This is a genomic window from Leifsonia sp. SIMBA_070, from assembly GCF_046534635.1.
In the GTDB taxonomy this organism is placed as follows: Bacteria; Actinomycetota; Actinomycetes; order Actinomycetales; family Microbacteriaceae; genus Leifsonia.
Map to the genome: position 1 here is coordinate 418,261 of NZ_JAWRYK010000001.1, position 13,658 is coordinate 431,918.

Annotated in this window: 11 protein-coding genes; 7 read left to right on the forward strand and 4 right to left on the reverse strand. The window is 71.7% G+C overall.

Annotated features, from left to right (window positions below; all coding sequences use genetic code 11):
* Positions 1 to 10: 10 nt before the first annotated feature.
* Positions 11 to 172 (reverse strand): hypothetical protein, encoded by a 162-nt coding sequence (locus SB754_RS01925; protein WP_410780666.1) that lies wholly within the window; start codon positions 170 to 172, stop codon positions 11 to 13.
* 66 nt (positions 173 to 238) lie between these two features.
* A complete protein-coding gene (locus SB754_RS01930; RefSeq protein WP_410780667.1) occupies positions 239 to 1,825 on the reverse strand; it encodes a Na+/H+ antiporter in 1,587 nt (528 codons plus the stop codon).
* 152 nt (positions 1,826 to 1,977) lie between these two features.
* Here SB754_RS01930 and SB754_RS01935 point away from each other — a divergent pair, with 152 nt between their 5' ends.
* The 5 genes from SB754_RS01935 to SB754_RS01955 all read left to right on the forward strand — a co-directional run bounded on the left by SB754_RS01935 (position 1,978) and on the right by SB754_RS01955 (position 9,256).
* Positions 1,978 to 3,261, forward strand: coding sequence for a glycosyltransferase (locus SB754_RS01935; RefSeq protein WP_410780668.1), 1,284 nt, complete (start codon positions 1,978 to 1,980; stop codon positions 3,259 to 3,261).
* A 5-nt stretch (positions 3,262 to 3,266) separates the two neighbouring features.
* Positions 3,267 to 5,306: an ArnT family glycosyltransferase gene (locus SB754_RS01940; RefSeq protein WP_410780669.1), complete on the forward strand. Its 2,040-nt coding sequence runs from the start codon at positions 3,267 to 3,269 to the stop codon at positions 5,304 to 5,306.
* 37 nt (positions 5,307 to 5,343) lie between these two features.
* Positions 5,344 to 6,696, forward strand: coding sequence for an APC family permease (locus SB754_RS01945; protein WP_410780670.1), 1,353 nt, complete (start codon positions 5,344 to 5,346; stop codon positions 6,694 to 6,696).
* Positions 6,697 to 6,769: 73 nt separating this feature from the next.
* The gene (locus tag SB754_RS01950; RefSeq protein ID WP_410780671.1) at positions 6,770 to 7,780 is read left to right on the forward strand and encodes a LacI family DNA-binding transcriptional regulator; all 1,011 of its coding nucleotides are present in this window, start codon (positions 6,770 to 6,772) and stop codon (positions 7,778 to 7,780) included.
* 84 nt (positions 7,781 to 7,864) lie between these two features.
* Positions 7,865 to 9,256 carry an MFS transporter gene (locus SB754_RS01955; RefSeq protein WP_410780672.1) on the forward strand — a complete coding sequence of 464 codons (1,392 nt, stop codon included), beginning with the start codon at positions 7,865 to 7,867 and terminating at the stop codon, positions 9,254 to 9,256.
* 48 nt (positions 9,257 to 9,304) lie between these two features.
* On the opposite strand, the gene SB754_RS01960 is transcribed toward SB754_RS01955, so the two are convergent.
* Complete coding sequence (locus tag SB754_RS01960; RefSeq protein WP_410780673.1) at positions 9,305 to 9,997, reverse strand: FadR/GntR family transcriptional regulator; 693 nt, start codon at positions 9,995 to 9,997, stop codon at positions 9,305 to 9,307.
* A 142-nt stretch (positions 9,998 to 10,139) separates the two neighbouring features.
* Between SB754_RS01960 and SB754_RS01965 the strand changes: the two genes are divergently transcribed.
* Positions 10,140 to 11,552: a GntP family permease gene (locus SB754_RS01965; RefSeq protein ID WP_410780674.1), complete on the forward strand. Its 1,413-nt coding sequence runs from the start codon at positions 10,140 to 10,142 to the stop codon at positions 11,550 to 11,552.
* 20 nt (positions 11,553 to 11,572) lie between these two features.
* Positions 11,573 to 12,040, forward strand: coding sequence for a gluconokinase (locus SB754_RS01970; protein WP_410783243.1), 468 nt, complete (start codon positions 11,573 to 11,575; stop codon positions 12,038 to 12,040).
* A 113-nt stretch (positions 12,041 to 12,153) separates the two neighbouring features.
* On the opposite strand, the gene xylB is transcribed toward SB754_RS01970, so the two are convergent.
* Positions 12,154 to 13,605: a xylulokinase gene (gene xylB, locus SB754_RS01975; protein WP_410780675.1), complete on the reverse strand. Its 1,452-nt coding sequence runs from the start codon at positions 13,603 to 13,605 to the stop codon at positions 12,154 to 12,156.
* Between the last annotated feature and the right edge of the window lie 53 nt (positions 13,606 to 13,658).

Here is a 13,658-nt window from a genome sequence, read left to right on the forward strand (position 1 = left end):
GTGCCGTGCGTCAGTTGCCGCTGTCGTCCTCCAGCGGGTCGAACTCGTCGTGCTCCGGCTCGAAGACGCCGTCCGCGTCATACGGTTCATCGTCGCCGCCCTCGGCGATCGCGTCGACATCCACCGGTTCGCCCGACGGCGTCTCCGGCCAGTTCTCCTTGGCGTCGGTCATGGCACACCCCTTCCCGGATGCTCTCAGGGCGATCGTAGACGCGCGGCGGTGCACCGAGAAGGCCCGTCACTCGCCGGGCTCACGGCCGGTGAGCCGCACCTCCTCCACGTCGAGGCGGCGCTGCACGTCGCGGAGGACGATGTCGTCGATCTCGCCCTCGTCGCGCAACCGGACGACCTCCTCGCGCTTGCAGGCAAGCAGCGCCAGGCGCAGCTCGGTGTCCTGGCGGCTGCGCTCGACGGCCTCCTCGCCGCCCTCCGACTCGTCTTCGGCCTCCAGCAGCTCCAGGTGCTCCTCGAACTCGTTCTGGATGCGCTCGCCGAGCTCGGGGTCGACACCGAGCCGACGCACCAGCTGCGGGAGCTCGTCGAGTGCCGCGCGGGTGGCGGTCGTCTCGGCGAGCCGCAGTTCGTGTCCGACGGCCTCGTCGCCCGGCAGCTTCGCCCAGCGGACCAGGCCGGGCAGCACCAGGCCCTGGACGACGAGGGTCACGATGATCACTCCAGTGGTGACGAAGACGATGAAGTCCCGGCCGGGGAAGGGATGTCCGGAGCCGATCGTGGCGGGGACGGCCAGCGCGGCGGCGAGGGAGACCGCGCCCCGGAAGCCCGACAGGCTGCTGACGACGCGCCAGCGATTGCTCATGCGCCTCGCCTTCTGCTTCGGGCGGCGGTCGAGCAGGCGGATCAGGAACACCGTGGCGAACTGGAAGACGAACCGCACCGCCACGATCGCCACGGTGACGGCGACGATGGCGACCAGCCCCAAGCCGAGGTCCCGGGTGGCCAGTTCACCGACCGACCGCGGCAGCTCGATCCCGACCAGGACGAACAGGCTCGCATTGAGCAGGAACGTCGAGAACGACCAGAAGGCGTCGGACTGCCGCCGCCCCTCAGCGACGCCGATCCGCGGCGCGGCCTGGCTGATGATGAGTCCGGCGACGACCACCGCCAGCACACCCGACGCGTGGATGAGCTCCGCGAGCAGGTAGGCCGTGAACGGAGTGAGAAGCATCGCGATGTTCTGCGTGATCGCGTCGCGCAGCCGCCGGCGCGCGAGGATGGCCGCCCAGGCGACGAGGGCGCCGATCGCGGCGGCGGCGAGGTAGGCGAACAGGAACGTGACGGTCACCGCACCGAGGCTCACATCGGCGTCGCCCACGGTGAATCCGACCGCGAGCGACCACAGCACGAGCGCGGTCCCGTCGTTGATCAGGCTCTCGGCCCGGAGGATGGTGACGTTGCGGCGCGGCAGCGCATGGGTGAACGAGGTCATCGCTGTCGCATCCGTCGGGGCGACGGCGGCTCCGAGCACCCAGGCCGGACCCCACGGGAGGCCGAGGCTGTGCGCGAGGACCGCGACGGCTGCGGCCGTGACCACCACCAGGCCGGTGCTCATCAGGACGATGCTGCGCAGGTTCGACCTGATCTCGCGCAGCGACGTGGTGAGGCTCTCCCAGTACAGGATCGCCGGGAGGAAGAGGAACAGCACCACCTCCGGCGCCAGTTCGATGTGGCGGAACAGCGGGACGAGCCCGATGAGCACGCCGAAAGCCACCAGCAGCAGCGGCTGGGCGACGCCGATCCGGCGGGCGATCACCTTCGTCAGCAGGGTGGTCACGCCGATCACGACGAGCAGTTCCAGTCCGAGCACGCGCCCTCCTCGTCGTCATCCTCCCGCGGCGGGGCGGGCGGCGGAACCTTCAAGCGGCTGAGAGTGAGCGCATAGAAAGTGCGGAGGAGACGCATCAGAGCGCCATACCGCCGCGAAAGGTCACGGGAATGTCACGACGCGAGGGTGTCGGCATGACGCACGAAACCTCCATCCCCGAACCGCCGGTCCTGGCGCTCGACGTCGTCGTCCCCGTGTTCAACGAGCAGGCGACGCTCGAGACGTCCATCAACCGCCTCCACGACTACCTCACCCGCTCGATCGGGTGGAGCTGGCGCATCACGATCGCGGACAACGCGAGCACCGACTCCACGCCCGGCATCGCGGACTCCCTCGCCCGGGTGCTCCCCGGCGTCGACGCGGTGCACCTTCCGCTCAAGGGGCGCGGCCGCGCGCTCAAACAGGTGTGGCTCGCGTCGCCGGCCGAGGTGCTGGTCTACCTCGACGAGGACCTGTCAACCGACCTCGCCGCCCTGCCGCCGCTGGTCGCGCCCCTCTTGTCCGGGCACTCCGACCTGGCGATCGGGACTCGTCTCGGCCGCTCCGCGCGGGTGACCCGCGGAGGCAGGCGCGAGTTCATCTCCCGGAGCTACAACTTCCTGCTGCGTCGCACCCTCGCCGTCGGATTCAGCGACGCGCAGTGCGGGTTCAAGGCGATCCGGAGGGAGGTCGCTCAGCGGCTGATCCCGCTGGTCGAGGACGACGGCTGGTTCTTCGACAGCGAGCTCCTCATCCTGGCGGAGCGCGCCGGCCTGCGCATCCACGAGATCCCGGTCGACTGGATCGACGACCCGGACAGCTCGGTGGACATCGTCGGGACGGCCCGCGCAGACCTGAAGGGCATGTTCCGGGTCGGCAGCAACCTGGCACGGGGCCGGATCCCGCTGGACTCCGTCTACGCCGAACTGGGCAGACGCCCGTTCGCGCCTCCCTCGCCGCCGGGCTTCTTCGGCCAGGTCCTCCGCTTCGGCGTCGTCGGAGTGCTCTCGACGGTCGCCTACGCGCTGCTCTACCTGCTCCTCCAGGGCGTGATGTCCCCGCAGGCGGCGAACTTCGCCGCGCTGCTCGTCACCGCCGTCGCCAACACCTGGGCGAACCGCCGCTTCACCTTCGGCGTGAACGGTCCGGGGATGGTGCGTCACCAGTTCCAGGGACTCGTCGTCTTCGGGATCGCGTGGGGCCTCACCAGCGGATCGCTGGCGGTCCTGCACACGGCCGCACCCCAGGCGTCCGCGCACGTGCAGCTGATCGTGCTGACCGTCGCGAACCTGGTCGCCACCCTGCTCCGGTTCGTGCTGCTCCGGCTCTGGGTGTTCCGCTCGGCACGCCGGCGGCCGGCGGCGACGGCTCCGCCCGTCGCCGGTCCCGTATCCGTCCCCGCCCCCGCCCCCGTCCTCACCGTGACAGAGAAGAAGTGATCGCCATGACTGCCACCACCACGACCCCCGCGACCGTGTCCTCCCCGCCGTCGGCGGCCTCGCCTCCTGGGCGCCTGCGCGGGATGCTGCTCCGTCTGCTGCGCGGCCGCGCAGGAGCCGCGACCTGGGAGCGTCCGGCCCTGCTCGGCCTCCTCGCCGTCACCGCGCTGCTGTACCTCTGGGACCTTGCGGCCAGCGGCTACGCCAACTCCTTCTACTCGGCGGCTGTGCAGGCGGGTAGCGAGAACTGGGAGGCGTTCTTCTACGGCTCGAGCGACGCCGCGAACTCCATCACGGTCGACAAACCGCCCGCGAGCCTGTGGATCATGGCCCTCTCGGTGCGCCTGTTCGGGCTCAGCTCGTGGAGCATCCTGGTCCCGGAGGCGCTGATGGGGGTGGCGACGGTCGGCCTCGTCTACGCGATCGTCCGTCGCCGCTTCTCGGCGCAGACCGCGCTGCTCGCCGGCGGGGTGCTCGCGATCACGCCGGTCGCCGCCCTCATGTTCCGCTTCAACAACCCGGACGCGCTGCTGGTGCTGCTGCTGACACTCTCGGCGTACCTGACCCTGCGCGGCATCGAGACCGGGCGCCTCCGCTGGGTGGTCTGGGCCGGCGTCGCCGTCGGTTTCGGGTTCCTGACCAAGCAGCTCCAGGCATTCCTGATCCTGCCCGTGCTCGCCGGCGTCTACCTGGCGGCGGCCCCGGTGTTGTGGCGGAAGCGGTTCGCCCATCTCCTGGCAGCGCTCGCCGCCGTCGTCGTCTCCGCCGGCTGGTGGGTCGCCATCGTGGAGCTCGTGCCCGCCTCCCTCCGGCCGTACATCGGAGGGTCGCAGACGAACAGCTTCCTGGAGCTCACCTTCGGCTACAACGGGCTCGGCCGGCTCACCGGAGCGGAGACCGGTTCGGTGACCGGCGGCGGAGGAGGGAACACCGGAGGAGGGATGTGGGGTGCGACCGGCATCCTGCGGCTCTTCGAGAACGAGATCGGCGGTCAGATCACCTGGCTGCTCCCCGCAGCGCTCGTGCTGTTCGTGGTGGCCCTCGTGCTCGGGCGGCGGGTCGGCCGAACGGATGCGCGACGCGCGACGCTCGTCGTCTTCGGGGGGTGGCTGGTGGTCACCGCCCTCGCGTTCAGCTTCATGGCCGGCATCTTCCACGCCTATTACACGGTTGCGCTCGCCCCGCCGCTGGCCGGAGTGGTCGCCATCGGCGCCTCCCTCGCCTGGCGGGGGCGCCGGCGGCTCTGGGTGCGCATCGTCTCCGCGGTCGTCGTGCTCGGCACCGGCGTGTGGGCCTGGGTGCTGCTCAGCCGAGCCGCGGACTGGCTGCCCTGGCTGAAGGTCGTAGTGCTCCTGGTCTCCGTGGTGGCAGCGGTGCTGCTCCTCCTGCCGCCGCGCCGGGCTCTGGCGGTTCCGACGATCGCCGCTGCGCTCATCGCGGGGCTGCTGGCTCCCTTCGCCTACACGATGGAGACGATCACGACCGCGCACACCGGGTCGATCGTCACTGCGGGACCCGCAGTGGCGAGCGGGATGGGCGGACCGGGCGGTGGACGCGGGTTCGGCGGCGGCGCCGCGCAAGGTGGTGCGGGTGCTGCGCCGGGCGGCGCGGGTGCAGCGCCGGGCGGCGCGGCGGCTCCGGGAGCGGCGACCGGGACCACCGGCCGCGCGGCAGGCGGTGGGATGGGCTCGCTCCTCGGCTCAGGCACCGTGGGAACGAAGATCGCCGCGCTCCTGAAGAGCGACGCGTCCCGCTACACCTGGGCGGCCGCCGCGATCGGCTCCAACTCGGCCGCGGGGTATCAGCTCGCGACCCAGGAGGCCATCATGCCGATCGGAGGCTTCAACGGTTCCGATCCGTCGCCCACGCTGGCGCAGTTCAAGGCCTACGTCGCCGCCGGCCGCATCCACTATTTCATCGCGGGAGGCGTCGGCGGCCAGTCGAACGGCGGGAGCAGTGCGTCGAGTGAGATCGCAGCGTGGGTGGCCGATACGTTCACCGCGCAGACCGTGGACGGGGTGACGTTCTACGACCTGACCTCCTGAAGCGACCGATGTCGGGGGTCCGCGCCATCATGGCATCATGACGGAACGCGGGCCCTCGACCACGCCCGCGCCCGGCGCGGAGCACGAGCTCCCCGACCCGCGCGTCCCGGCGGCACCGCACGGCCGGCTGGGTGTGGCCGGCGGCACCGCGCTGTACATCGCTGCGGTGCTCGGCACGGGCATCCTCGTGCTACCGGCGCTCGCGGCCGCTGCCGCGGGGCCGGGGGCGATCATCGCCGTGGCCGCGCTGGCCCTCATCTCGGTCCCGCTGGCCGGTACCTTCGCCGCGCTGGCACGACGCCACCCGGACGCGGGCGGCGTCGCCACCTTCGCCCGCCGCGCCTTCGGGCCGGATGCGGCCAGGATCATCGGCTACTGGTTCTTCTTCGGGGCGTCGATCGGCGCGCCGATCGCGGCGCTCATGACGGCCCGCTACGTGGTGGCCGTGATGGGAGGCGACGGAGCCACGACGACCCTCATCGCCGTCGGCCTGATGGTGATCCCGGTCGTCGTGACGGCGTTCGGTGTCCGCTTCGCAGCCTCCGTCCAGCTCGTGCTGTCGGGAGCTCTCGTAGCCGTCCTGTTGTTCGTACTGACGGCGGCAGCCCCGCACGGCCAAGCCGCCCACCTGCAGCCGCTCCTCCCGCACGGCTGGGCGGGTGTCGGCCTCGCGATGAGCCTCTACATCTGGGCGTTCGCCGGGTGGGAGGCCGTGGCCGGGATCGGCGGCGAGTTCCGTGACCCGCGCCGCGACATCCCGAGGGCCACCGCCCTCGCACTGATCATCGTCTCGGTCGCGTACCTGGCCATCCAGACGGTGACCGTCACGGTGCTGGGCGACCGTGCGGCCTCCAGCCCGGTGCCCCTCCTCGACCTGGTCGAGGTGGCGACCGGCCGCGGCGGTGCGGTGGTCGTCGCGGTGATCGCGGCCATCGTGGTGACCGGAGTGTTCAACGCCTACCTGGCGGCGTTCAGCAAGCTGGGTGCGGCGATGGGACGCGACGGCGACCTGCCCGCCTGGTTCGGGCGCGGGGTCGAGAACGGAGCGGTGGCCCGTCGGGGGCTGCTCCTCTCGGCGGTCGTCATGGCCCTGTACTCCGTCGTCGTGCTGGCGAGCGGCGATCTGCAGCCGTTCATCCTGGTGCAGACGAGCATCGCAGCTGCGGTCTACGGGCTGGGCGTCGCCTCCGCGGTGCGGCTGCTTCCTACGCGATCGGTCGGCTGGTGGATGGCCGTTGTCTCCTGTCTGCTCGCCGCCGGACTGCTCCTGCTGGCCGGATGGCACCTCGTCTTCCCCGCGGGGGTCGCTTTGGTGGCGGTGATCGTGGGGATGTTCGCCCGTTCGTCGCGGCGCCGTGGCCTCAGTCGCCCGGCCGCGGATCGCGCATAATAGGGGCAGCCGCGAGGCGGGCCCCAGCTCTCGCCGCCACGCCGGCCGATCGCGAGAGCAGGAGGGGCTCAGCATGACGGAGCATCAGCGCGCCCCCAGCATGCGCGACGTCGCCGCGCTGGCCGGAGTCTCGCATCAGACCGTCTCACGCGTGATCAATGGGCACGCCAGCATCCGGGAATCGACCAGGCAGCGCGTGCGCGACGCGATGCTGCAACTCCACTACCGCCCCAACCGCGCCGCCCGCGCCCTCGTCACCGCGCGGTCGCGCACCATCGGCGTCCTCTCGACGTCGGCCGCGGCTCTGTACGGGCCGGTGTCCAGCATCAACGCCATCCAGGATGCCGGGCGCACGGCCGGCTACTCGGTCGCCGTCGCCCAGCTCCCGGACCTCAGCCGTGAGTCGATCGCCGCGGGCGTCGACCATCTGCTCGCCCAGTCCGTCGAGGGCATCGTGGTCATCGCTCCCCAGGAGGTGGTGATCGAGCAGCTGGAGACGGCGGCGCTCGATGTGCCGTACGTGACGCTGCAAGGCGGGGCCTCCTCGCTGCAGCGCGAGCTGACGGTCGACCAGGTGGCCGGCGCCCGGGCGGCCACCAGGCACCTGATCGATCTCGGACACGAGCGCATCGTGCATCTCTCCGGCCCTCTGACCTGGTTCGAGGCGCAGGCACGCGCGCACGGGTACCGCACGGAGTTGGGGGAGGCCGGGCTCGAGGCCCCGTCGGTGCGGGAGGGCGACTGGACGGCCGAATCCGGGTACCGCCTGGGCCTCCACGTGCTCGATGACGCCGCTGTGACCGCCGTGTTCGCCTCCAACGACCAGATGGCACTCGGCGTCTATCACGCAGCGAACGAGCGGGGCCGCCGCATCCCCGACGACCTGAGCGTGGTCGGCTTCGACGACATCCCGGAGGCCGCCCATTTCTGGCCGCCGCTCACGACCGTCCTGCAGGACTTCACAGAGCTCGGACGGCGCAGCGTCGAGAGCCTGGTGGCCGAGATCGAGGGCGGCCGGGAGCCGACAGCCGTGAGCCTGCTGCCCGACCTGATCGTGCGGAGGTCCACCGCGCAGCGTACGTGAGCGCGGTCGCCCGGGGTACCGCAGGGACGTCGGCTCGGTCGATCGGCGGTTCGCCCGTCGGAGGTTCGGCCTAGGCTGGTCGCCATGAGCTCGCGCGACGTGGAATCGGTGTCCGCAGGCTCCGCATCCCGACCACCGGCCACGGCCGGAGGCGTGCTCAGTCCCCAGTTCCGGTGGACCAGTATCGGGATGTGCCTGCTGATCACCCTCGCCGCGTTCGAAGCGCTCGCGGTGACGACGGTCATGCCCGCGATCAGCCGGGAGCTCGACGGCGCCGCGCTGTACGCCTTCGCTTTCGCCGGTCCGCTGGCGGTCGGCGTCGTCGGGATGGTGTCGGCCGGAGCGTGGGCCGACCGCAGCAACCCGCGGTCGCCGCTGATCGCCGCCGTCGCCCTGTTCATGACCGGCCTGCTCATCGCCGGCACGGCCTCCACGATGCCGATCTTCGTCGTCGGGCGGCTCGTCCACGGCCTGGGTGGCGGGGCGCTCACCGTCGTCCTCTACGTCATCGTCGCGCGTGTCTACCCGCCGCGGCTGCACCCGCAGATCTTCGCCGGGTTCGCGGCCGCGTGGGTGATCCCGTCGCTGATCGGACCCTTCATCGCGGGAGTGCTGGCCGAGACCGTCGGCTGGCGCTGGGTGTTCCTCGGCGTGGTCGTGCTGACGGCCCTGGCGATGCTGATGGTCGTCCCCGTGATGCGCGCAGTCCTCGGCGCTCCGCTGTCGCCCGCGCCCTTCCGCGCCGCCCGGCTGCTCTGGGCGGTGCTGCTCGCCGCCGCCGTCCTGGCGCTGACCCTCGCAGCGGAGGCGACCGGGCCCGTCCTGTGGATCGCCCCGGCGCTGGCCGCTGTGCTCGCCGCCTTTGCGATCCGGCCGTTGATCCCGGTGGGCACACTCCGCGCTCGCCGCGGCCTCCCGAGCGTCATCCTGATGCGCGCGCTCGTCGCCGGGACGTTCTTCGCGTCGGAGGTGTACGTGCCCTTGATCATGGTCACCCAGTACGGACTCTCGGCGGCGATCGCCGGGCTCGCATTGACAGCCGCCGGGCTGACCTGGTCGGGCGCATCCTGGGTGCAGGGTCGCTTTCCGGGGATCGGCCACGGCTTGGCCGCCCGCCTCGGAGCGCTCGGTCTGACGATCGCGTTGGCCTCCCTCATCGCAACGGCGCTGTGGCACCTGAACCCGGCGATCGTGGTGGTCGGCTGGGCGTTCGCCGGGGCGGGGATGGGCATCCTCTACCCGCGGCTCGGCGTGCTCACCCTGGAGTACTCGAACCCTGACGACCAGGGGTTCAACAGTTCGGCGCTCACCATTGCCGATTCGACGGGGTCGGCGGTGGCGCTGGCCGCGACCGCGATCGTGTTCGCTGCGCTGCGTGGGCTTCCCGGCGGTTGGCCGTTCGTCGGCGCGTTCGCCATTGCGGCGGTGCTGTGCCTGGTCGCGTGGGTCGTCGGACCTCGGCTGCGCCGGCGCTGACGGCCGGACGCGGGTCGCGCACGGGCGCCTGATCGCACGAGCGCGGACTCAGCGCGCCACCCGTTGCACGGCGGCGTCCGCTTCCTCGACGATGGCCCGCATGCCGTCTTCCGCCGCGGCCGCGTCTCCCCGGCGGACGGCGGCGGCGACCTCCTCGTGCAGCCGGATCGCCTCCGGGTTGGCATTGTGGGGCATGAGGGCGTGAGCTGTCCGCCCGTTGAGCGCCTCCGCCACGGCGCTGTTGAGCGCCGCGAAGACCGGGTTGCCGGACGCCTCCAGCAGGATCCGGTGGAAGTCCCGGTCGTGGGCCAGATACTCGTCTCGGTCGGCGGAGCGTTGGGTCGCCGACATCCCGACGATCGCCGCTGTGAGCGCGCCGCACTGCTCAGGTGTCGCCCGCGAGCTCGCCAGCCGGGCTGCGACCGGTTCGACGGCGAGCCGGAGTTCGCTGAGGTCGCCGAGCGCGTCGAGACGGTCGGGCCCGGCCAGGCGCCAGCCCAGGATCCGGGGGTCGAGGGCCTGCCACTGGCCGGCGGGCAGGACGACCGTCCCGCGTCGCCGGCGGGCCTGCACGAGACCCAGCGACTCGAGCACGCGGATGCACTCGCGGAGGACGGTGCGGGAGATGCCCAACCCCTCGGGCGTCAGGACCGTCCCGACCGGGATGTCGCCGGAGACGATCCGGGCGCCCAACGACGCAATGGCCTGCTCATGCAGGGAGCCGGGCGCTGGCTGGGTCACACTTCATTATCGGCGGCGGGACACGTCGGGTCAAAGCGGCTCGCCCCACGGATACATCAGCTAATACCTTCATTGATTAGACACAAATCAGATTTATTCCTAGAGTGTTCGTGCCCTACCCGCATCACGACCGAGGACGTTCATGACTACATCGATGCTCACGCTGCTCACCGCAGCGGCCCCCGCCCCCACTCCCCAACCGACAGCCCCCGAGGGGCAGCTCATCATTGCGGCGATCGCCGGTATCGCCGTGATCGTGGTACTCATCACCTGGCTCAAGCTGCACCCCTTCCTCTCGCTCCTCCTCGGCTCCCTGGTCGCAGGCATTGCAGGAGGGATGGCGGCGGATACGGCCGTCGCCAGCTTCATCACGGGCTTCGGCAACACGATGGGCAGCGTCGGCGTGCTCATCGGCCTCGGCGCGATGTACGGCAAGCTGCTCGCTGACTCGGGTGGCGCCGACCGCATCGTCGACACTCTCGTGTCTCGGACCAGTGCGCGGCTCCTGCCCTGGACGATGGGCGCGGTCGGAGCGATCATCGGCCTGCCGATGTTCTTCGAGGTCGGTCTCGTGCTCCTGATGCCGGTCATCATCCTGGTGACGCGCCGCTCCGGGCTCCCGCTGATGCGGATCGCGTTGCCGACGATCGCCGGCCTCTCCGCCATGCACGGACTCGTGCCGCCGCATCCCGGCCCGCTCGTCGCGATCGGCGCCCTCGGCGCCAACCTCGGGCTGACCCTGGCCTTCGGCGTGATCGTCGCCATCCCGACCATCGCCATCGCCGGGCCGCTGTTCAGCCGTCTTGCGGCGAGGTGGGTGCCGGTCGGCGTCCCGGCGCTGTTCGTTCCGGAGGAGGGCGAGACCCGCCGGCGCCCGACGTTCGCGGCGGCGCTCGCCAGCATCCTGCTGCCGGTCGTGCTCATGCTGGGCAAGGCGGTCGCGGACATCGCCTCGCCGACCGCCTCGCCGGTGTGGAAGGTCGTGCTCGACTTCCTCGGCACGCCGGTCATCGCGCTGACCGTCGCCGTCCTCGCCGGCCTCCTGCTGCTCGGAGTCGGCGGCGGGATGGACCGTAAAGCGATCTCGACAAGCCTCGGCGCATCGCTTCCGCCCATCGCCGGGATCATCTTCATCGTCGGCGCCGGCGGCGGCTTCAAGCAGGTCCTCGTCGACACCGGAATCGGGCAGGTCATCGCGGGCTGGGCGACCGGCGCCAGCGGCATCGTCGTGCTGCTGCTCGCGTGGACGGTCGCGGCGCTCATCCGCGTCGCGACCGGGTCCGCGACGGTCGCGACGGTCACCGCAGCCGGCATTCTGCTGCCGCTCACCGAGCACCTCTCGACGCCGATGGTGTCCCTCATGGTGCTTGCGATCGGAGCCGGCTCCGTGTTCTTCTCGCACGTGAACGACGCCGGGTTCTGGCTGGTGAAGGAGTACCTGGGCCTGAGCATCCCGCAGACGCTGAAGAGCTGGACGGTGCTGGAGTGCCTGATCTCGCTCGTCGGGCTGACCGGTGTCCTCCTGCTGAGCTTGTTCGTGGGCGGACTGGGGTGAGCGCCCGCGCGGTCGTCGTGATGGGGGTGGCGGGGTGCGGTAAGTCGACTGTCGCCGAGCTGCTCGCGGAGCGCCTGGACTGGGAGCTGCTGGAGGGTGACGCCCTGCACCCGGCGGCGAACGTCGAGCGCATGGGGGCGGGCATCCCGCTCACCGACGACGACCGCGCTCCCTGGCTCGCCGCCGTGGCCGCGTGGATGGACGAGCGCCTGCGGACCGGCCGCTCGGTCGTCATCGCCTGCTCCGCCCTGGCGCGGCGCTACCGCGATGTGCTGCGGCGCGACGAGGTGGTGTTCGTGCACCTGACCGGCTCACCCGACTTGCTGGCCGAGCGCCTGGCGTCGCGCGAGCACCACTTCATGAAGTCGGGGATGCTGCAGTCGCAGCTCGCCACGCTGGAGCCGCCCGCCGACGACGAGCAGCACCTCACCCTCGACATCGCCGAGACGCCTGCCGCCCTCGCCGCCCGCGCCGCCGCCGCCCTCTGACCGCTTCCCCTCTCCCCACCGTCGAGTCCGCAGATTCTGCACACGACACGCCGTGCGCGCGTGCAAAGTTTGCGGACTCGACGGTGGGGAGCGGAGGTCGGAGGGGGCGGGAGTCAGGCGCGGGCGGCGGCGTAGGCGGCGCGGATGGAGGGGTGGGTGTCGACGGGGAGGGCGGCGGAGGTCTCGACACTCCAGGTGGGCCGTGTTCCGGTCAGTGCCCACGCCGCCTGGACGGCTGCGCCGTCGGCGACGTACTCGCCCGGCGCGGGAACCTCGATCGGCGCGTCGAACACCTGCGCGGCGACCTGCGCGACGGCCGGGTTCTGCGCTGCGCCGCCGATGAGCAGGACGCGGCGCTCGCGCACCCCGGCCGCGCGCACGGCATCGAGGCCGTCGGCGAGTCCGCAGAGCATCCCCTCGATCGCTGCGCGCGCCAGGTTGGCGGGGGTCGTCGAGGCGAGCGTGAGCCCGTGGATGCTGGCCTTCGCGTCCGGGAGGTTGGGGGTGCGCTCGCCCTCGAAGTACGGAACGAGCACCACACCGCCCGATCCCGGCTCTGCGGAGAGGGCGAGCGTCGCGAGTCCGTCGTGGTCGACGGACAGCAGCCCGGCGATCGAGCCGAGCACGCGGGCGGCGTTGAGCGTGGCGATGAGCGGCAGGGAGAGACCCGACGCGTCGGCGAAGCCGGCGACCGTGCCCGAGGCGTCCGCGATGGGCGCGTCCGTCACGGCGAACACCGTGCCCGAGGTGCCGATGGAGACGACGACGTCGCCTTCCGCGGCACCGAGTCCGAGGGCGGCTCCGGCATTGTCTCCGGCTCCCGGTCCCACCAGCACGCCAGCGGGAGTGCGTCCGGCCGCCTCGGACGGGCCGAGCACACGCGGAAGCACCACGACGCCGGACCCAGCAGCAGCAGCCGGTGCGTCGGCCGACCCCGCCTCCCGCCCTGGCCGCCCGAGCGCCCGCTCGAACAGGTCGAGGTCGTACGCGCCGGAGGCGGCGCCCCAGTATGCGGTGCCGCTGGCGTCCGAGCGGTCGGTGGTGAGCGCCTCCAAGTCCGGGCCGAGCTCGCTCTCGCCCTCCGGGCCGTAGCCGCGCAGCCTCCAGGTCAGCCAGTCGTGGGGGAGGGCGACGGCCGCGACGCGGGCGGCGTTCTCCGGCTCCGCGTCGCGCAGCCAGCGCAGCTTGGTCGCTGTGAAGGACGCGACCGGCACGACGCCGACCCGAGAGGCGTACTCCTCCGCGCCGACCTCGTCGATCAGATCGCGGGCGGCCTGCGCCGAACGGGTGTCGTTCCAGAGCAGGGCGTCGCGGATCACGCGACCCTCTGCATCCAGCACGACCATCCCATGCTGCTGCCCGGCGACCGAGATCGCGGCGACGTCGTCGAGCCCGCCCGCCTCGGCCAGCGCCTCCTGCAGCGCCGACCACCAGGCGGCCGGGTCGACCTCCGTCCCGTCCGGATGTGCGGCACGCCCCGAGCGCACCAGCGCACCGGTCTCGAGGTCGCGGACGACCACCTTGCAGCTCTGGGTCGACGAGTCGACCCCAACGACGAGCGTCACGGAGTTCCTTTCAAGCCCACTCCCACCCGCCGTCGAGTCCACGAATTCTGCAC

Excerpts from the sequence above, each read along its gene's own strand:
- SB754_RS01970 (WP_410783243.1), top strand. The coding sequence starts at position 11,573 with ATGGGGGTGGCGGGGTGCGGTAAGTCGACTGTCGCCGAGCTGCTCGCG.
- SB754_RS01965 (WP_410780674.1), top strand. The coding sequence starts at position 10,140 with ATGACTACATCGATGCTCACGCTGCTCACCGCAGCGGCCCCCGCCCCC.
- SB754_RS01950 (WP_410780671.1), top strand. The coding sequence starts at position 6,770 with ATGACGGAGCATCAGCGCGCCCCCAGCATGCGCGACGTCGCCGCGCTG.
- SB754_RS01955 (WP_410780672.1), top strand. The coding sequence starts at position 7,865 with ATGAGCTCGCGCGACGTGGAATCGGTGTCCGCAGGCTCCGCATCCCGA.
- SB754_RS01945 (WP_410780670.1), top strand. The coding sequence starts at position 5,344 with ATGACGGAACGCGGGCCCTCGACCACGCCCGCGCCCGGCGCGGAGCAC.
- SB754_RS01925 (WP_410780666.1), bottom strand. The coding sequence starts at position 172 with ATGACCGACGCCAAGGAGAACTGGCCGGAGACGCCGTCGGGCGAACCG.
- SB754_RS01940 (WP_410780669.1), top strand. The coding sequence starts at position 3,267 with ATGACTGCCACCACCACGACCCCCGCGACCGTGTCCTCCCCGCCGTCG.
- SB754_RS01935 (WP_410780668.1), top strand. The coding sequence starts at position 1,978 with ATGACGCACGAAACCTCCATCCCCGAACCGCCGGTCCTGGCGCTCGAC.